The sequence below is a fragment of the Clostridium sp. genome (genome assembly GCF_050717515.1).
Classification (GTDB): Bacteria; Bacillota; Clostridia; order Clostridiales; family Clostridiaceae; genus Clostridium_AD.
Genome location: NZ_JBOITL010000018.1, coordinates 1 through 18,398, shown reverse-complemented (window position 1 = coordinate 18,398; position 18,398 = coordinate 1). Strand labels below are relative to the sequence as shown.

The window sequence follows — 18,398 nt, the reverse complement described above, 5'->3', positions numbered from 1 at the left end:
CGCTTCCGAAGAAGCGAATCATCGCTCGACTTGCATGTGTTAGGCACGCCGCCAGCGTTCGTCCTGAGCCAGGATCAAACTCTCAATTTAAAAGTTTACACTTTTTATTTGAAATGAATAATCTGCGCCAACTGTTAAGCTGGTTAGCAAGCTCATTACATACTTTTTAGTCTTACGACTAAAATTACTTTTTTATCTAAAGTAATTAACTGGTCAAGCGAAATGTTATTTCGCTATTTTACCTATTTCTCTGTTTAATTTTCAAAGACCAACTTGCTTTGTCATCATGTGACGACTTCTACTACTTTATCAGTTATTTAATCATCTGTCAACAGTTTTTTTAATGTTTAAACTAAATTTTCTGTTATGCTATAATGATTACTTAGTCATCGCTAAACTGCAACAACATTTAATATTTTATCATAATCTATTATATCTATTTTAAGTCATATAGTTTTTATCTCAATATAGGTTCACAATAATCTTACTTTCTTACTTATTCGACGTTTTTCTTATACAGATACACTAGGACTAGTATACACATATATTCCTATAAACTCAGCCCAAATACCTGGATTTATAAAAATTTATACTCTTTCAGCTATTTTAATTATAAATAAAATTTCTATTTTATAGACTAATTAACTATCCTTAACCTTATAAAAAACCATGTGGTCTCTCCATTCACCATTTATGTATAAGTACTTTTCACTTATACCAAGTTCTTTAAACCCAGAGTTTATTAAAACCCTTTGTGATTTTTCATTATCTATTAAAGTAGTTGCTTCTATTCTATGTAATTCTAATTCATCAAAAGCATATTCTACTACAAGTTTAACTGCTTGCCTCATATACCCTTTACCTTGCTCATTTTCATCCAAAGAATAACCTATAAAAGCATTTTTAAAAACACCCATAACTATATTAGATATTCTTATTTTTCCAATAAGTTTATTGATGCTATATATACCTAAATTAACGCCAGTACCCTTTAGAAATTGTTTGTAGCTCTCTGTTAAAGTATGCTTCTGGCTGTCTATTGTATAAAACCCCTCATCTCTAGAAGGTTCAAATCGCCTTAAAAATTCTCTGTTTCTTATATGATAATCTAACACTTCTTCCGCATCATTTGGAATTAATCCCCGTATTTTAATATTGCTACCTTTGACCGCTAACTCTTTTTTTATTAACCTTCTATTAAAGACAAAACTATTTATACCCAACATAAGTTCCGATTGGTATTCAGATTTATATATTACACTATCTGTAATAATACCTTCTAACTCAAAGCCTAGATCAGTAAAAGCATGTGTATTTATGTTTTCATGGGCTATGACGTTCACTTTATTTATTCCCATGTTTTTGAACAATATATTCAGCATAAGATTTAATGTATCTTTTAAATACTCGTAACTTCCATTATTACTTCTATGAAACTTCAATCTAAATTGACAATACTTGTTTTGTTTATCTAATTCTATTATAAATATTCTTCCTAGTATGATATAAGCATTGTCTTTTATTACATACTCTCTCTCATTTCCTTTTAGAGCTTCTAAGCTCACATACTTACCCTTGTTCATTGTTAACCCCACTATCTGCAGTAAAACTACTTTTTGTGTTTATATATATAAGGTATATAAAAATAATTGATATTATTAGACTTATTGGTATCATATAAAAGGCAAAATAAGTACCAACCCTATCATTTAGTTTACCTATTACTAAATTAAGCAACATATTAACTGAAGATGTTAATGTAACTATTACTCCTGTTATGTAAGCAGTGTTTTGCTTAAATACCTTGCTTATGGTAAGCACAAGTGTTGGAAAGGTTATTGCAAAAAACAAACCTGAAACAGATATTATTATAAGCCCCTTTTCTCCAACAACTAGTCCTAAGGTGAATAAGCATACTGCAATTATTAGAGAACCCATAGTTGTTTTTAAACATCCTAGCTTTTCAACTACAAATCCTCCAACTAATCTTCCTATACTAAATATAACTAAAAACATAACACTATAAAAAGCACTCTTACTGCTATTATATTTATAATTATCTTTTATATAATTCACAAGCCAGCTTACTGTAGCTACCTCCGAAAATACATAAAATCCTAATGCAAATACATAGAAATAAATTACTTTATTTCTTAACAGCTCCAATTTGTTTATTTTATTGCTTTCACTATATTTATGAGTATGAGGCATTTTTATAAAAGTGAATGCTATGAGTAGTATTACAAATAGCAATGATATTCCTAGATATATATTCCTCCAAGTAAATCCCTTGGTCATTAATATTCCACCTAGAGCTTGCCCTGTAGCCCCACCTACGCCATAACAAAAATGAATTATATTCATAAGAATTGCTTGATAACTTAGAAGTAATACTGGCACTAATGTATTTATAGATATACTTGTAAGTGCAAGTCCTATATTCATAATGAACATATTTATTAAAAAAAATGTATAGCTGTCTACTACCGACATTAATGCCAATGATAAGACCATACAGCTGAGCCCTAATATAATAACCTTCTTTTGTCCTATTTTTTCGCAAAGTATGCCGCCAATATAAGAAAACAATATGTATGATAATGAACCAATAAAAATCATTATACCTATACCCGTATTATCTATATTAAAGTCCGATTTAAAAGATGGTATAAATATTCCTTTAGTATTTTCAGCCATTGCATTTAGCGCCATAGCGATAAATAGAAAAATTATAACTATAGCATTATTTTTGTTTTTCAATTAATTTCCTCCTTATAGTCCTCTAGGGTGTCCTCCTAGTTTTAGTAGTCTGAGGAATTATCTCTCTTAATTCTCTATTGCAACTTCATTTTTATTTTTATTAATCAAATTTATTATAGCACAAATTATTATGGTTAAATATAGAAAATAACCAATATACGACCTTTCCTCATTTTCTATTAGCAATTCTGTTATATTGCTAAATCATCACCTGCGATGTTTCACCACCATATGCATAAAAAAACAATATTAACAAAAATAAAAGAACATTTTTTATACTAACTTGATACTAATAGTAAAAAATAATGCTCTTTCTAAATTATTTTATTTTATAATACTAAACTTGAGAATTTAATAAATTATTTTTCTAAATAAAATCATTTGTTAAAACTACTACCATCATTGCGCATAATTTTATCCCAGTATTCCATTTTCTCTATAACCCGTATTTTCTACACATTTTTGAGCATCACTTTCAGTCTTATATGAAAACTGTTGCACTTTTTTTGTAGAAGAATCTACCGAAACAAGTATGCCTTTACCTTTTCCGTATTTATACACAATACCACATGTTTCAGGTGAAATCGTTGCTTCCCCTAAAAAACCTAATGTCTCAACATCTTCTACCAATTTCTTTTGCTTTATAAAATCAACTGCTATTTTTTTAGCTTCTTCTAATTCAATTAAAGTAACCTTTTGTGAACCCTTTTGTGTATTGAAAATAATTCCCATGTCAATTATTTGTCCATCATTTTCTACAAGAGCATAGTAACTTTTATTGCTATTTGTCCAACTTATTTCGGAATAAACTTTTCGACGTGAATTCCATTCAACATCTGCTTTAATTACTTGTATGTTTTCTTTTAAATTCTTAACATCTATTTTTTCATTAAAATATTTTTCAAAAGCATTTAGTACTACTTCTTTAAGTATATCTTCATTATTTTCTTTCTTACTTGCTTGTATAACAACCTTTTCAGTCATTACTGTATTCTTTGTCACTGTATTTTCTGACATCTGTGCAAAAGCTTTAACTCCACCAAAACTTACCGTTCCGATTAATACTAATGCCATTATTCCTTTTGATTTCATAATATTTTTCCTCCTTATAATCTTAGCTTAAACTTAATTTGTTTTATTTTCTTGCTACAACTAAAGTATATGATAAGTATTTATACAAACTATCTGTTAGTTGTAAATTAGTTGTAAAATCTAATAAAATACTATTTTTATAGTTGTTCCCTTGTTTATTTCACTTCTTATTTCTAATTCAGCTTCATGTATTCTTGCTATTTCAGCACATATAGCAAGTCCAAGTCCAGCACCATTGTTACCTCTAGTTCTCGATCTATCAACCACATAAAAGGCTTCAAAAACTTTAGGAATATCTTGTTCTGAAATTCCTATACCTTCATCTTTTATTTCAAGTACAATTTTACTTTCTTTATTTTTATATACATTTAAATATATATTACTACCTTCTTTTGATGCTTTAATAGAATTATCAACGAGATTACTAATTAAATTTCTAATTAAATCTACTTCCGCAATGATTTCATATTCTTTACTACAAATTATTAAGTTTATATTTTTCTTCTGCAATTTAGGCTTTAAACAATCTTTTAAATCTATCAGTATATTTTCTATGCTTTCTTTTCTCATTTTAAAATTTTCTCTTTTAAGTAATATTAAATCCATCATTTTCCATGATAATTCTTCTAGTCTTTTTCCTTCTTCAAATATATGACTTAACCCTTCTATAAATATTTCTTCATTATATGAAGTTAACCGAAGAAAATCCGCATATCCAATTATAGAAGTTAATGGCGTTTTTAATTCATGGGTGAAATTATCTATGAATCTTTGTTTTTCTTCTGCTTTAATTTCTAACTCATTTATTTTCCCCTCAACAGCAGATGCCATTTCATTAAAGTTTTGTGCTAAAATACCGATTTCGTCCTTAGAATTAATCTCTACTCTTTTTGAATAATTACCCTTTGATACTATTCTTGTGATGCTTATTAGATTATCTATAGGACTTGTAATATACTTACTTAAGATATACATACCAATAGCTAAAATTATAGTTACCATAATTGATAATTGAATAAAAAAATTATATTGTTCTTTTTTATCTTCATAAATATATGTTACATCACGAATATATGAAAATTTTAAATCTACTCCTTTTATATTTACTAAACTAGTTACAAATAGTAATGTTCTATTTTCTATATCTCTTATAATATATTTCCTTTTATCAGAAAGTGCATTTTTTACCTCTTCTCTTTCTCCTAAAGCTTTAAAATCAATATTGGTAAAAATTACATTATCATTTTCACCTAAAACCTCTAAATAAATCTCTTTAGAAGTAACTTTCCCCAAATAGTTTTTAATGGTTTTTTTATAGTTACCTTCAATTTTCTCAGATTCACCCATATATAAATAACTATTTGAAATCATATTATAATAACTAATTCCTGCTGAAATATTCTTGTGCTCGCCTAATGACCTATCTATCTCTCTTTTCAAACTTAAATTATGACTATTTTGTATTAAAAAAATACCACCAAAATTAAATATTACTAAAAATAACAATAATGAATATATAAATATCTTCTGCCAAAACTTCATTTATATCTCCAATCTGTAACCAATTTTGTATACAGTTTTTATCCTTTCCTCTAAATTAAGTTTTTTTCTAAGCTTTTGAATATGCATATCGACAGTTCTAGTCTCTCCTAAGTAATCGTATCCCCAAATTTTCTCTAAAATTTTTTCTCTGGATAAAGCTATACCTTTATTCTCAACTAAAAGTTTTAAGAGTTCAAATTCTTTCATAGTTAAATCTACAATTTCACCTTCATATTTTACAATTCTCTCTTGTATATATATATCTACATTTTTTATAACTAGTTTGTTACTCTTCTTACCGTAACGTCTTAAAACTGCTTCAACTCTTGCTAGAAGTTCTATAGTTTCAAATGGCTTTACTATATAATCATCAGCCCCCATTTTTAATCCCTTTACTCTATCTGCTAATGAATCTCTGGCAGTTAAAAAAATTACTGGAACATCTATATGTTTTATCTTTTCCATAACACCAAACCCATCCATTTTAGGAATCATAACATCTAAAATAATTAAATCAAACTTTTCTTTTTCAATTAACTCGATTGCTTCTTGTCCATCATAAGCTTGTTTAGTATTATAATTAACTATGTTTAAATTCAGTTTAATTATATCTGAAATTGTCGGATCATCTTCCACAATTAATATCTTTTCCATTTTTATCAATTCACTATCCTCTCAAATCTGATTGTATATAAAGTATTTATAAGTTGTAAAATCTACGCAAATAAATTATTATAAAATAACTCCATCAACATTTTATTATAATGCATTGATCTTCTTATTTTGTAATTTATTACATATATAATATTTTATTATTCATTATTCTTAATTAAATACTTAATCTCGCTTATTATAACGTAAATAATTACAATTAAATATATTATACACCTTTATTTACATTTAGTTACTTTTATGTTTGCAACTCTACTTTATGGTTAAAACTATAATATTATATTTTTATTCAATAGCTTTTAAATTTTTGCTATACTTGTAATATAGACTGCACATAATTATAAACGAAAGGGTTGAGCACAATAAATAAGCAAAATATTAATAAATTAAAACTTTTTTTAATGGGTCTTGAAAATAGATTCTCTGAAAACTCCTCAATATTCAAGCAAGTTAATACCACCTACATATCTGGCCTAAAGGAATTTAAGGGAACAGGACTCTATAACAATGGAGATATTAAGTACAATTTTAATGGCAAAACAGAAATTTTAAGTATATCTCAGTTATTTTCTAACATAATTAAGGAAGCTGAAAGCTATGATAGTCTATCACTAATTTATAGTGAAAGGGGCTCTGTGATTCTAATATCTGTGGATAATAAAAATGTAACTATGAAGAACTTAGATGTGGATCCTACAGATGCAGACGACTCAAATAATGTTTCTTCTAAATCACCCTCTGCGAGTATTAGTGGAACAACTTCTACCCTTTTAAATAGAGATTACTATATAAAGATTGGCAGCGCAGATAATTTACTAAAAGAAATAGGAATAATGAGTAAGGATGGTAAAGTTAAAAATGATAAAATAAGAAAATATAATCAAATTGATCGCTATGTAGAACTATTAGAAGGGATTTTAGATAAACTTCCTAAAAATGAAATAGTGAATATCTTAGATTGCGGCTGTGGAAAATCTTATTTATCCTTTGTACTTAACTATTATTTAACAGAAGTTAAAAGGAAAAAATGCCATTTTATTGGGCTAGATTACTCTGAATCTGTAATAGAATCTTGTAAAATCATGGCCAAAAATTTAAATTATAGAAATATGGAATTTCAGGCTATAGATATTAAAGATTACAAACCTACTAAAAATATACATGTAGTATTGTCCTTGCATGCTTGTGATACCGCTACAGATATGGCATTAGCCCTAGGCATAAGAGTAAACTCCGATGTAATAGTTGCTGTTCCATGTTGCCATAAAGAATTTTCAAGTCAATATTCTTATGAACCCTTTAAGAATATACTAAAGCAGGGTGTATTTAAAACAAGAATGGCAGATATTTTAACAGATGGAATGCGCTGCTTGATGTTAGAATCTAAAGGATACGAGGTTTCTGTAGTGGAATATATATCTCCACTGGAAACACCTAAAAACACAATGATAAGAGCTATAAGGACTTCCACTGAAAATGATAAAGCTATGGATGACTATATATCTTTAATGAGTAGTTTAAATGTTTATCCTGCATTATATTCATTTTTAAACGACTGGGAAGTATAACCATAAAATTAATTTCAAATAAAATAAAGATAGGAGTTCATTAATTTCCACTCTTATCTTTATTTTAATATCTTTATCTATAGTTTTAAATATTATCTTTCACTTTAATTAAATCCTTAATGACTTCTCCACCAATTATCATACCTGCTACTGGAGGAACAAAGGATATACTACCCGGAATCTGTCTTTTTATAGCACATTTTTTTGATCCTCCGGTGCATACGCATCCTTCTTTACATGTTATAACTTCGTCCAGCTTTGGCTTTATAGGAATTTCCTCAGAATAAACCACCTTAAGCGTGTCAACATTTCTCTTTCTAAGTTCATGTCTCATAACCTTTGCAAGTGGACATACTTTTGTATCATAAATATCTGCAACCTTAAATAAAGTTGGATCTAATTTATTCCCTGTACCCAAACAGCATATAATATCGATACTCTGCTCTTTGCAATATTCCACTAAAGCTATTTTTGAAGTTACTGTATCAATAGCATCTACCACATAATCTGTATCGAGCGTAATAATATCCCCTATATTGTCCGCTGTTACAAAAGTTTCATGAGTGATAACTTCGCATTTAGGATTTATTTCAAGAATTCTATCCTTCATTACTAAAACCTTACTTTTACCTATAGTTTTAAATGTAGCATGTATTTGCCTATTTAAATTTGTTAAACATATTGTATCGTCATCTATTAATACCAATTTCCCAACACCAGCTCTTGCTAGTGCCTCAACTGTATAACTACCAACTCCACCTATTCCAAAAACTACTACCTTACTTTCTTTTAATTTATTTAAACTATCCATACCTATTAGTAACTCTGTTCTTGACAATGAATGCTGTGGCATATGTTTCTCTCCTTTGTAATGTATAATATAATTTTAAAAAATCAATTTTATAATTTTATTATACCCTAAATACACAAAAAGACCACGCATATGCGTGGTCTTTCGTTAAATTATAATTCGTGGACAAATATTCCACTTTGTAATTTTGGTTCGAACCAAGTTGATTTAGGAGGCATTGTCTTTCCTGCATTTGCTATATCCATTAAATCGTCCATAGTTGTAGCACACATAGAGAAGGCAACTTTCATTCCTTCATTAACTCTTCTTTCAAGCTCAGAAAGTCCTCTTATTCCACCTACGAAATCAATTCTTGAGTTTGTTCTTGGATCATCAATTCCTAGAATTGGCTCTAATAAATTATTCTGAAGTATTGATACATCTAGTCTATCTACTGGATCCTTCATATTAAAAGTTCCTTCTTTAGCAGCTAGTTTATGCCATTTTCCATCCAAGAACATTCCGTATGTTCTTTGAACTTCTGGCTTAAATTGGCCTTCACCTTCATAAATCGTAATATCAAATTTTTCAGAAGCTTTATTCATAAATTCTTCTGATGAGTTTCCGTTTAAATCTGCTACAACTCTATTATAATCCATTACATATAAATCATTATCTGGGAATATAACTGATAAGAAGAAATTGAATTCCTCATCACCTGTATATGATGGATTTTCTTTTCTTCTCTTTAGTCCAACTTTAACAGCTGAAGCTGATCTATGATGGCCGTCAGCTATATATAAATAATCTGTTGCAGCAAATAGAGCTGATAGCTTATTAATAACCTCTTCCTCATCTATAACCCAAATAATTTGAGATACACCATCTTCAGATTTAAAATCATACACTGGTGTTTTTGTTTCTGTCCAGTTTTTAACTAAAGAGTCTATTTCATCTTTATGTCTATATGTTAAGAATATTGGTCCGGTATTAGCATTTGTATAATCTACATGATTAAATCTATCAAGCTCTTTATCTGCTCTTGTTAACTCATGTTTTTTAATTATATCATTTATATAATCATCAATTGAAGCACAAGCAACTATACCAGTTTGAGGTCTTCCATCCATTATTTGTCTGTAAATATACAAACAAGGTTTTTCTTCTTGCATATACACTTTATAATTAATCATTTTTTTAAGATTTTCACTAGCTTTAAGATAAACTTGCTCACTGTGAATATCTATGCCTGGTTCTAAATCTACCTCTGGTTTATCAACATGTAAAAATGAATAAGGTTTTCCTATTACCATTTCTCTAGCTTCTTCACTGTTCATAACATCATAAGGAAGAGCTGCTACTTTCTCTACTAAATCTAATTGTGGTCTGTATGCTTTAAAAGGTCTTACTACTGCCATGATTATTCCTCCTCTGATTAATTAATTTATTTGAAATAATCGCAAATAATGCTTATTATCTCAGTTCCTATTCTTGTTTGAGCTTCTTTAGTTGCAGCACCAATATGTGGTGTTACAGAAACCTTAGGATGGTTAACTAGTGCTTCATTTTTAGTTGGCTCTTCAACAAAAACATCTATTCCAGCCCCTGCTAGTTTACCATTATCTAGTGCTTCTAGTAATGCAGCTTCATCAACTACTCCACCTCTAGCACAGTTGATTAAGAATGAACCATCTTTCATCATACCTAATTGATCCTTTCCTATAAGAGCTCCCTGCTCTTTAAAGAATGGTATATGTAATGATAGATAATCTGCTCTTTTTAAAACATCATTTAATTCACAGAATTCATACTCATCACAATCTTTAGCTTTCCCTATTATATCTGTATATATAACTGTCATACCAAGTGCAGATGCTTTTTTAGCAAGTTCTCTTGATATTCTTCCAAATCCAACAAGACCTAAAGTTTTTCCGCTAATCTCTACGCCTTCATATTTTTTCTTATCCCATTTGCCCAGCCTCATAGATACATTAGAAATATTAATAAATCTTGATATTGCAAACATATGAGCAAGGGCAAGTTCAGCTACAGATGCACTACTTGCATTTGGAGTGTTAGAAACTTTTATACCTTTTTCCATAGCATATGCTACATCTATATTGTCAACGCCAACTCCGCCACGTATTACAAGCTTTAGTCTTCCTGCTTCTACTGCTTTGTCAATTATTGGTTGTCTAACCTTTGTTGCAGATCTAACCACAATTACGTCAAAGTCTTTTAATGCTTCACCTAAAACTTCAGGTTCATAAAAATGTTCAACAACTTCGAATCCCTTAGCTTTTAACTCTTCAACAGCATTTTTCTCCATACCATCAGTAACTAATACTCTAATCATGATAAGCCTCCTCTTTTATATACAGAAAACGTTATACTTTAATGGTTCATCCCACTATAGCATATTATTTTCAATGATTACTTAAAGTTAAATTAAGAATGAAAAATTAAATTATAATTTTTCATTCTTAATTTTAATTTTTAATTATTTAAGTCCTAAAATTTCGCTAATTATAACTAACAGCTCTTCTATTTCTTTTGGTGTAGTTTCAGCCATATGAGCTATTCTAAAAGTCTTATCTTTCAATTTTCCATAACCATTAGAAATCATAAAGCCTTTTTCGCCTAATTTTTTATTTAAGTCAGAAACATTAATTTCTCTTGTGTTTTTTATGTTAGTTAACGTGTTTGACAAATAATTTTCATCAGGGAACACTTCAAAATATTTTCTAGCCCATGCACGAACAAGCTGAGCACCAGCAATATGTCTTGCGTATCTATTCTCTAAACCTTCTGCAAGTATTTTATCTAGTTGATAATCTAATGCAAACATATGTGCAAGTGAAGGAGTAGATGGATATTGATAATCTTTCTTTTGAACATAGTCATACATTCCTAATAAATCGAAATATACTCCTCTGTTTGTAACTTGTTTAGCTCTTTCTACTGCTTTTTTTGAGAATGAACAAATAGCCATTCCTGCAGGTAATCCTAAACATTTTTGAGTTGAAGTAATACAGATATCTATAGCCCATTCGTCTGCTTTTACTTCTGTTCCAGCAGCGTTGCTTACTGTATCAACACATACTACAACCTCAGGGTATTTTTTGTATACATCTGAAAGAGCTTTCATATCATTCATAAGTCCTGTTGAAGTCTCGTTCATAGTAATAGTTATTAAGTCATATTTCCCAGTTGATAAAGCTGCTTCAATCATTTCTGGAGTTGTTGGTTGTCCCCATTCAGATTCTATTTTATCTGCTGGTACTCCATTAGCTGTACACATTTCAAACCATCTGTTTCCAAATGCTCCTACTGAAAATACTGCTGCTCTTTTTGCTGTACATGAACGAACCGCACCTTCCATTAGTCCACTTCCTGAACTAGTTGAAAGTAATATTTCTTCTTTAGTATTAAAAACTTTTCTCATTTTATCACTAATGTTTCTTTGTAATGCAGATGCTTCTTTACCTCTATGTGATATTTGAGGAGTAGCCATTTTTTGAAGTACATCTTCTGCTACCTCTACTGGTCCTGGTATAAATAATCTTTTATGCATAATTCACCCTCCAAGTTTTGGCTTTTGCCATTTATTATTCATTTTGTGATTTGTCTTGAAGTCTAGTAACCCATTTCATTTTAACACTTAAACATAATTTTCTCAATATAATAGAAATAAATTTTATAATAATTTTAGCTAATATTCTACATTTATCATATATAAGCATACACTATTCTAACATATTTTGTAAAATATTCTTTAATTTAACCTTACAATAGTATTTTAAAAGGTAATAACTCACACTTAATATAACAACACATGTTTATTATATCTACTAAGTGTGAGAAAACTACCTTCAAAGAGTTACTATTAGATTATTAGTGATTTATTATCTGCATTAACCTTGATCGAGTCCTGCTAAAACTTTATCGTATAAATTAACCTCACATTTATCATTTTTTAAATGATGACAGTTACTACAACTTTTACTAAATTCTGTACCTATTGAAGATTGAAATCCCATACCTACTGAATCATATCCATTACAACTATTTGCTACATGGGACATCTGTTCTATATTGGGCATAATATTATTCCTCCTTTTAATTTTTAGAAATAGTCAATTTATACTTATTATTTCCCTAACTCCATCGAATAATCCCTCTGTACATTTTTCTTTTACGTAATTAACACAACTACTACAACTTTCTGACCCATAAGTAATGCTATTCATGAGCCCCATGTAATATTTAGGTCTATATCCATGACAATTCTGAGCTACTCTCATTTTTATTTCACTTGAAACCATAAAATCCTCCAAACAATAATAGTTTTACATATTAATTTTATTGTTCCTTTTAATTAAGTTTTCAATTCTTATTATATAAAATTAGTTTTAAATTATAAAAAAGCTACTAAAACACAAAATAAAATGTTCTAGTAGCTTTTATATGTTATTTATAATTATATATTAATTATAGATTCAGTTTCTCTACAGTATTTTGTAGTTAAACACTGCCCTAAATTCCTAGGACATCTTTTACAAATGCAATCGGAAGCTTCTCCATCACATTTTTTTGTTAGTGCTTCAGGGCATTTATCACAATTATCTCCACCTACAGCCATTTTATCACCTACCACTTTAATTTAAATTAATTTCTTAAAAGTTATTATATAATATACTATTCTCCTATATTTTCTGCCTCATACTTTTTTCTGTACTTAATCATTATTTCATTTAAGATATCTGCTACTATTGGTGGTGTATAGGTAATTGCGTTAGCTCCTGCTTGTATTGTTTCTATTATACTTGCATTATTAGGACCGCCTGTTGCTATTATTGGAAAATCAGGATGTTTTTCCCTTATTTTTCTAATTATATAGGCTGTCCTTTTTGCCCCTGAGACATTAAGTATAGTTGCTCCCGCATTTATTCTTGCTTCTATATCTTCAAATTCTGATACAATAGTAACTATTATCGGAATATCTATAGTTTCCCTTATTTGTGTTACAACTTCATTGGGTATTGGACTATTAACTACTATCCCCATAGCACCTTTGAACTCAGCATCTAGTGCTAAATTTGTTACCCTTTGACCTGTAGTAATTCCTCCCCCAACACCGCAAAATACTGGTACATCTGCCGCCAGTAGTAATGCTTCTGTTATTATAGGCTGAGGTGTAAATGGGTATACCGCAATAACTGCATCAGCGTTTGTATTTCTTATAACTGCTACATCAGTGGTAAAAACAAAAGACTTTAATCTTTTCCCAAATATTACAATACCACTGGCATCTCTTATTGCAGCTGGTAGCTCTATCATATGACTTCTCAAAGTTCCTTTTATTTGAGGTACTTTTTTGTTCAAATTTTTATTTTCATTGTTTTTTTCCATTTCTGTCCCTCTTCCTTTTTTATTTATATAATATTTAACTAGATTTTTATGATGTTACTATATTTTATTAATATCATAATTATACTTACAATTGTTGTTTAATTCTACCCACAATTCATATATTGTTTTATTTATACTAGTAATTATTTTATATTTACTATAAAATAATTACATAGAGTTTAAGTTTATAATATAAAGGAGGTCCTTAATGCGACGGAAAATTCATTCCACCTATTATATGTTTATTTGCTTATGTTTATTTTTCATGATTTTGGCCTTTGTTATGGACACCCCAAAAGAAATTTTTCTAGGCTTTAAAAAAATACTTTTTGAATCTAACATACTAATAACAGATTATATAGAGCTTGCGGGTATAGGTGCTACTTTTATTAATATGTCACTAGTAGTTTTAGCCTCTATATCACTTCTTATATATGTTGGAATAAAACCAAATGGTTCTACTGTAGCTGCACTATTTACAATGGCTGGGTTCTCTCTTTTCGGGAAAAATATTGTGAATATTTGGCCAATTATTTTTGGAATTTGGTTATACTCTAAATATCAAAAAGAAAAGTTTATAAGTTATGTTCTAATAGCACTATTTGCCACAACCTTATCTCCTACCGTTAACGAATTGGCATTTTCTGGTCATTTACCTTTTGAGGGAAATATCATTATAGGAGTATTTTTAAGCGCTTTTATTGGTTTTATTTTTCCTCCAATGGCAGCTTATTGTCTAAAGCTTCATCAAGGTTATAATCTTTATAATATAGGTTTTGCAGCTGGACTTCTTGCAACCCTACTCATGTCCTTATTAAGAGCTTTTGGTATAAATTTTGAAAGCCGATTACTTTGGTCTACAGGAAATAATCTATTTTTCTCTATAATCTTAATTTCTTTATTTATAGTAATGATCTTAGTTGGATATATAGATAATAATAAAAGTTTTAAAAATTTATTCAAACTTTATAAACAGCCAGGTAGACTCGTAAGTGATTATTACCTCTTATTTGGAAGAGGTATTACTATGATAAACATGGGCATTCTAGGTATATATGCCACTGTTTTTTTACTTGTAATTGGTGGGGATTTAAATGGACCTACTATGGGTGGAATATTAACCATTGTTGGGTTTGGTGCATTTGGAAAACACCTACGAAATGTATTCCCTGTTATGATAGGTGCAACACTTTCATCTCTATTAAATATTTGGCCAATTAATTCGCCTAGCATGGTCTTAGGTATTTTATTTAGTTCAACACTTGCTCCTATTTCAGGACAATTTGGATGGGCCTATGGTGCCCTTGCTGGTTTTTTACACATTTGCTTAATGATGAATCTTGCCTATCTTCATGGAGGATTAAATTTATACAACAACGGTTTTGCAGGAGGAATAGTATGTATAATCCTTATACCAATTATTACTGCATTTAGAAAGGAGCTTAAATAATATTGAAACATACACATCAAAGAAATATAAAAATAGTAAATGAATTAATGGGCTATTGTTATAACCATGGTTCAGAAAACGTTCATATTGATATAAGTAAAGAAGATGAAAAAGTAATCATATTTATAAGAGCACAAATTTCCACTATATCCAAAGAAGACCTTGAACTTTTAGAGAGGTCCCTCACTGCACAGAGATGTCATGAAATGGAAGAATACTATTGGAACCTTACCGGTGATAGTGATTCCTATTCAGAGCTTACTCTTGTAGGCATGATGATTGATGAAGCTCACATAATCTATGTTGATGGTGAGTATCTTGAAATACTTTTAACTAGGATCCCATAAAGAGCTTAGTTTGCATTATTTTTCAGTCTACAATTTCGGAAGGAGCAATAATTACTAATTGTTGCTCCTTCTAAAATAATTAATTAACCTAATTCCACGTACTATTATTTTATGAATCTTTACTCTTCCTCTATAATATCTGTACAATCAGTTTCTATATCGCATCTATATGCGTTTTTTCCCTTATATTCAATTTCCTTTAGCAATTTTCTAACAACTCTTTTTCCTATTTTGTCTTCACTCATTTCGCAGAGAGCATCATCTATATTTGACCAATCAACCCATTCAACTTCAGAGGACTTACTTATTTCCCCTTCAATATATGTAGCCCTAAAAGTTAGCATTATAATTTCTTTAGATGCTAAATAATCGCTTCCCAAATATTTTATATCTCCAACCGTTATTCCTGTTTCCTCTTTAACTTCCCTGTATACAGTCTCTTCAACAGATTCTCCATTGGTTACATATCCTGATACTAATACCTTTGAATTCTTGAAAATATAACTTTGTTTAAGAAGTAAAATTTCTTTACCCTTCATAACTGCAACTACTACACATGGTTTTGGTGTGTTAAAATACATAATATCATCCACAGGGCAATATGGAACCCCACCTTCATCCCAGCTGTATTTTTCAATTAATTCTTTTCCACAAATTGGGCAATATATAAATTTCAAAATTTTTCCTCCTTAGCATCTATTTTATTTTTCAACCACTTATTTTAAATCTAGTTCAATTATTGCTTATTTTAAAACAATTATCAATAAGATGTATAAAAATAATTATAAAACAACCTTAACTGGCTGACTTAAGGTTATAAACTTTTCACCAACTTCACATTCATAAGCATAAATGTCAACGCCCACACTGTGCGCTAATCTTAATGCCTGTCCAAAAGCTCTATCCATATCATCATAAGGAGAGAAATTATCTATGTTATTCATTTGAATAAGAAATAGTATCCCTGCTCCAAAACCCATTTTTCTAGCCTCAATAAGCTCTACTAAATGTTTCCTTCCTCTCTCTGTAGGTGCATCTGGAAACATACTCTTACCCTCTACCTCATAGGTGACTCCCTTTACCTCAAGATAATAATCTTCGCCCATATCATTAGATAGTTTAAAATCAAATCTACTGTTTCCAAAAGTTTTTTCCCTCTGTATTATATTATATTTAACAAGATTTTCTATTTTATTATTTTTTAAGGCTTCATCCACAACTTTATTAGGAATTTGTGAATCTATATTAATGATTTTATTATTTTTATAGCCTGCAATTAGATCATATAGTGTTTTTCTAGTAGGATTAAGCTCTTCTCTTAATAAAACCTTGGAGCCAGGAATTAATATCTCCTTGCATCTTCCTGTATTAGGAACATGAACTATTAATTCTTCGCCATTTAAATTTACGTAAGCCTCAAATCTATTTGGTCTTATTATAAATTCTGCAATAAAAACTCTTTTATCTATCAACATAATTTCATCTCCATTTTTATAAATATACACTAATTTATAAAAGTTATCAACATTATCCACAGTCATAATATTATTTTATGTGGATACATTGGTCATTATCTTATTAAATCATCATCTGCGATGCTGCAATTAACGACTTCAGAAGGAGATTTACCCCCTTGCAGCGCTCTGGAGTAGATAACAACTCTCAATTATTATCCCTTAACTTATTGAAGTGGGAGACTTCCTTCTGAAATGTCGTTAAATCAAAAAATTGTAAGCAAAAAAGCCCTTGCATTTGCAAGGACTTTTTTTATGGTGACTCCTAGGGGAATTGAACCCCTGTTACTACCGTGAAAGGGTGGTGTCTTAACCTCTTGACCAAGGAGCCTTATAAAGTTTGGTGGCTTACCGGGGAATCGAACCCCGGACACCATGATTAAAAGTCATGTGCTCTACCAACTGAGCTAGTAAACCATATTGGCTGGGAGGGCAGGATTTGAACCTACGAATGCCACAGTCAAAGTGTGGTGCCTTACCGCTTGGCGACATCCCAACAATATAATGGTGTGTCTTAAGGGATTTGAACCCCCGGCCCACGCCTTAGAAGGGCGTTGCTCTATCCAACTGAGCTAAAGACACATATTAAAATATAAAATGGAGCGGGTAGAGGGAATCGAACCCTCGTAATTAGCTTGGAAGGCTAACACTCTACCATTGAGTTATACCCGCTTAATAAATATGGTGCAGGTGAAGGGACTTGAACCCTTACACCGTAAAGCGCTAGATCCTAAGTCTAGTGCGTCTGCCATTCCGCCACACCTGCAATATATATATGGTGACTCCTAGGGGAATTGAACCCCTGTTACCACCGTGAAAGGGTGGTGTCTTAACCGCTTGACCAAGGAGCCTTATGACCTGGCGACAACCTACTCTCCCACAAAGTTACCCCTGCAGTACCATTGGCGCATTGAAGCTTAACCTACCTGTTCGGTATGGGAAGGGGTGTTACATTCATGCCATAATCACCAGATTTGTTTTTTAGAAACAATAATTGAGAATCTACCGTCGTTGACTACGGATACTAGATATAAAATATCTTCTCATTATTATCCCTATATAGAGATAATTTTTTCTTTACAGAAAAATATTCTCTCAAAATTGCACAGTGAAATAGTCTTTTTGCTTACGCTCAAAGCCTTCGCTTCTTTTTACAAAAGAAGTATATCGCATTATTTTTACTTATATTAAGGTCAAGCCCTCGACTTATTAGTATTAGTCAGCTGAACATGTTACCATGCTTACACCTCT

The 18,398-nt window shown here is 30.2% G+C and carries 18 protein-coding genes, 7 tRNA genes and 2 rRNA genes; 3 read left to right on the top strand and 24 right to left on the bottom strand.

The annotated features are described in order from the left end of the window. The 6 genes from ACREV6_RS05000 to ACREV6_RS04975 form a co-directional block, all read right to left on the bottom strand. Nucleotides 1–90 (bottom strand): 16S ribosomal RNA (locus ACREV6_RS05000); the annotation flags it as partial. A gap of 551 nt (nucleotides 91–641) precedes the next feature. Continuing rightward, entirely contained in the window at nucleotides 642–1,583 is a 942-nt protein-coding gene (locus ACREV6_RS04995; RefSeq protein WP_431576915.1) for a GNAT family N-acetyltransferase, read from the bottom strand. After that, nucleotides 1,570–2,760, bottom strand: coding sequence for an MFS transporter (locus tag ACREV6_RS04990; protein ID WP_431576914.1), 1,191 nt, complete (start codon nucleotides 2,758–2,760; stop codon nucleotides 1,570–1,572). The genes ACREV6_RS04995 and ACREV6_RS04990 overlap by 14 nt, the downstream gene beginning before the upstream one ends. 414 nt (nucleotides 2,761–3,174) lie before the next feature. Continuing rightward, nucleotides 3,175–3,852, bottom strand: a complete 678-nt coding sequence (locus tag ACREV6_RS04985) for a hypothetical protein (RefSeq protein ID WP_431576913.1) — start codon at nucleotides 3,850–3,852, stop codon at nucleotides 3,175–3,177. Between the two features lie 120 nt (nucleotides 3,853–3,972). Next, complete coding sequence (locus ACREV6_RS04980) at nucleotides 3,973–5,394, bottom strand: sensor histidine kinase (RefSeq protein ID WP_431576912.1); 1,422 nt, start codon at nucleotides 5,392–5,394, stop codon at nucleotides 3,973–3,975. Further along, the gene (locus tag ACREV6_RS04975; protein ID WP_431576911.1) at nucleotides 5,395–6,048 is read right to left on the bottom strand and encodes a response regulator transcription factor; all 654 of its coding nucleotides are present in this window, start codon (nucleotides 6,046–6,048) and stop codon (nucleotides 5,395–5,397) included. It abuts the gene before it with no gap. Between the two features lie 380 nt (nucleotides 6,049–6,428). Here ACREV6_RS04975 and ACREV6_RS04970 point away from each other — a divergent pair, with 380 nt between their 5' ends. Next, on the top strand, nucleotides 6,429–7,634 hold the full coding sequence (locus tag ACREV6_RS04970) for a class I SAM-dependent methyltransferase (protein ID WP_431576916.1): 1,206 nt from the start codon (nucleotides 6,429–6,431) through the stop codon (nucleotides 7,632–7,634). An 85-nt stretch (nucleotides 7,635–7,719) separates the two neighbouring features. Here ACREV6_RS04970 and ACREV6_RS04965 read toward each other — a convergent pair whose 3' ends face one another. The 8 genes from ACREV6_RS04965 to ACREV6_RS04930 all read right to left on the bottom strand — a co-directional run bounded on the left by ACREV6_RS04965 (nucleotide 7,720) and on the right by ACREV6_RS04930 (nucleotide 13,836). Further along, nucleotides 7,720–8,487, bottom strand: coding sequence for a tRNA threonylcarbamoyladenosine dehydratase (locus ACREV6_RS04965; RefSeq protein ID WP_431576910.1), 768 nt, complete (start codon nucleotides 8,485–8,487; stop codon nucleotides 7,720–7,722). A 110-nt stretch (nucleotides 8,488–8,597) separates the two neighbouring features. After that, entirely contained in the window at nucleotides 8,598–9,842 is a 1,245-nt protein-coding gene (locus ACREV6_RS04960; protein ID WP_431576909.1) for a DUF1015 domain-containing protein, read from the bottom strand. 26 nt (nucleotides 9,843–9,868) lie between these two features. After that, on the bottom strand, nucleotides 9,869–10,780 hold the full coding sequence (locus ACREV6_RS04955; RefSeq protein ID WP_431576908.1) for a D-2-hydroxyacid dehydrogenase: 912 nt from the start codon (nucleotides 10,778–10,780) through the stop codon (nucleotides 9,869–9,871). Nucleotides 10,781–10,924: 144 nt separating this feature from the next. Continuing rightward, the gene (locus tag ACREV6_RS04950; protein WP_431576907.1) at nucleotides 10,925–11,998 is read right to left on the bottom strand and encodes a pyridoxal-phosphate-dependent aminotransferase family protein; all 1,074 of its coding nucleotides are present in this window, start codon (nucleotides 11,996–11,998) and stop codon (nucleotides 10,925–10,927) included. 340 nt (nucleotides 11,999–12,338) lie between these two features. Next, nucleotides 12,339–12,527, bottom strand: a complete 189-nt coding sequence (locus ACREV6_RS04945; protein WP_431576906.1) for a hypothetical protein — start codon at nucleotides 12,525–12,527, stop codon at nucleotides 12,339–12,341. Nucleotides 12,528–12,560: 33 nt separating this feature from the next. Then, on the bottom strand, nucleotides 12,561–12,749 hold the full coding sequence (locus tag ACREV6_RS04940; protein ID WP_431576905.1) for a hypothetical protein: 189 nt from the start codon (nucleotides 12,747–12,749) through the stop codon (nucleotides 12,561–12,563). 155 nt (nucleotides 12,750–12,904) lie between these two features. Beyond that, nucleotides 12,905–13,066, bottom strand: a complete 162-nt coding sequence (locus ACREV6_RS04935; protein WP_431576904.1) for a hypothetical protein — start codon at nucleotides 13,064–13,066, stop codon at nucleotides 12,905–12,907. Between the two features lie 56 nt (nucleotides 13,067–13,122). Beyond that, nucleotides 13,123–13,836, bottom strand: coding sequence for a hydrolase (locus ACREV6_RS04930; protein WP_431576903.1), 714 nt, complete (start codon nucleotides 13,834–13,836; stop codon nucleotides 13,123–13,125). Nucleotides 13,837–14,044: 208 nt separating this feature from the next. On the opposite strand from ACREV6_RS04930, the gene ACREV6_RS04925 reads away from it, so the two are divergent. Both ACREV6_RS04925 and ACREV6_RS04920 read left to right on the top strand, forming a co-directional pair. Continuing rightward, complete coding sequence (locus ACREV6_RS04925; RefSeq protein ID WP_431576902.1) at nucleotides 14,045–15,286, top strand: DUF1576 domain-containing protein; 1,242 nt, start codon at nucleotides 14,045–14,047, stop codon at nucleotides 15,284–15,286. Nucleotides 15,287–15,288: 2 nt separating this feature from the next. Further along, complete coding sequence (locus ACREV6_RS04920) at nucleotides 15,289–15,633, top strand: hypothetical protein (RefSeq protein ID WP_431576901.1); 345 nt, start codon at nucleotides 15,289–15,291, stop codon at nucleotides 15,631–15,633. A gap of 119 nt (nucleotides 15,634–15,752) precedes the next feature. Here the strand turns inward: ACREV6_RS04920 and ACREV6_RS04915 are convergent, their stop codons facing one another. From ACREV6_RS04915 to rrf, 10 genes are all read right to left on the bottom strand, one after another. Further along, on the bottom strand, nucleotides 15,753–16,310 hold the full coding sequence (locus ACREV6_RS04915) for an NAD(+) diphosphatase (RefSeq protein ID WP_431576900.1): 558 nt from the start codon (nucleotides 16,308–16,310) through the stop codon (nucleotides 15,753–15,755). A 105-nt stretch (nucleotides 16,311–16,415) separates the two neighbouring features. Next, nucleotides 16,416–17,108: a DNA/RNA nuclease SfsA gene (gene sfsA, locus ACREV6_RS04910; protein ID WP_431576899.1), complete on the bottom strand. Its 693-nt coding sequence runs from the start codon at nucleotides 17,106–17,108 to the stop codon at nucleotides 16,416–16,418. Nucleotides 17,109–17,403: 295 nt separating this feature from the next. Further along, a tRNA-Glu gene (locus tag ACREV6_RS04905) sits at nucleotides 17,404–17,478 on the bottom strand. Between the two features lie 10 nt (nucleotides 17,479–17,488). After that, nucleotides 17,489–17,564, bottom strand: a tRNA-Lys gene (locus ACREV6_RS04900). Nucleotides 17,565–17,568: 4 nt separating this feature from the next. Next, nucleotides 17,569–17,643: transfer RNA gene (locus ACREV6_RS04895), tRNA-Gln, on the bottom strand. A 9-nt stretch (nucleotides 17,644–17,652) separates the two neighbouring features. Further along, nucleotides 17,653–17,729 (bottom strand) — tRNA-Arg (locus tag ACREV6_RS04890). 16 nt (nucleotides 17,730–17,745) lie between these two features. Next, a tRNA-Gly gene (locus ACREV6_RS04885) sits at nucleotides 17,746–17,819 on the bottom strand. Between the two features lie 10 nt (nucleotides 17,820–17,829). Further along, a tRNA-Leu gene (locus ACREV6_RS04880) sits at nucleotides 17,830–17,913 on the bottom strand. A gap of 10 nt (nucleotides 17,914–17,923) precedes the next feature. Beyond that, a tRNA-Glu gene (locus ACREV6_RS04875) sits at nucleotides 17,924–17,998 on the bottom strand. Between the two features lie 5 nt (nucleotides 17,999–18,003). Further along, nucleotides 18,004–18,120, bottom strand: a 5S ribosomal RNA gene (gene rrf / locus ACREV6_RS04870). Nucleotides 18,121–18,398: the final 278 nt, after the last annotated feature.

Coding starts and splice junctions, on each gene's coding strand:
- ACREV6_RS04995 (WP_431576915.1), bottom strand. CDS start 1,583: ATGAACAAGGGTAAGTATGTGAGCTTAGAAGCTCTAAAAGGAAATGAG.
- ACREV6_RS04985 (WP_431576913.1), bottom strand. CDS start 3,852: ATGAAATCAAAAGGAATAATGGCATTAGTATTAATCGGAACGGTAAGT.
- ACREV6_RS04980 (WP_431576912.1), bottom strand. CDS start 5,394: ATGAAGTTTTGGCAGAAGATATTTATATATTCATTATTGTTATTTTTA.
- ACREV6_RS04975 (WP_431576911.1), bottom strand. CDS start 6,048: ATGGAAAAGATATTAATTGTGGAAGATGATCCGACAATTTCAGATATA.
- ACREV6_RS04965 (WP_431576910.1), bottom strand. CDS start 8,487: ATGCCACAGCATTCATTGTCAAGAACAGAGTTACTAATAGGTATGGAT.
- ACREV6_RS04960 (WP_431576909.1), bottom strand. CDS start 9,842: ATGGCAGTAGTAAGACCTTTTAAAGCATACAGACCACAATTAGATTTA.
- ACREV6_RS04955 (WP_431576908.1), bottom strand. CDS start 10,780: ATGATTAGAGTATTAGTTACTGATGGTATGGAGAAAAATGCTGTTGAA.
- ACREV6_RS04950 (WP_431576907.1), bottom strand. CDS start 11,998: ATGCATAAAAGATTATTTATACCAGGACCAGTAGAGGTAGCAGAAGAT.
- ACREV6_RS04945 (WP_431576906.1), bottom strand. CDS start 12,527: ATGCCCAATATAGAACAGATGTCCCATGTAGCAAATAGTTGTAATGGA.
- ACREV6_RS04940 (WP_431576905.1), bottom strand. CDS start 12,749: ATGGTTTCAAGTGAAATAAAAATGAGAGTAGCTCAGAATTGTCATGGA.
- ACREV6_RS04935 (WP_431576904.1), bottom strand. CDS start 13,066: ATGGCTGTAGGTGGAGATAATTGTGATAAATGCCCTGAAGCACTAACA.
- ACREV6_RS04930 (WP_431576903.1), bottom strand. CDS start 13,836: ATGGAAAAAAACAATGAAAATAAAAATTTGAACAAAAAAGTACCTCAA.
- ACREV6_RS04925 (WP_431576902.1), top strand. CDS start 14,045: ATGCGACGGAAAATTCATTCCACCTATTATATGTTTATTTGCTTATGT.
- sfsA (WP_431576899.1), bottom strand. CDS start 17,108: ATGTTGATAGATAAAAGAGTTTTTATTGCAGAATTTATAATAAGACCA.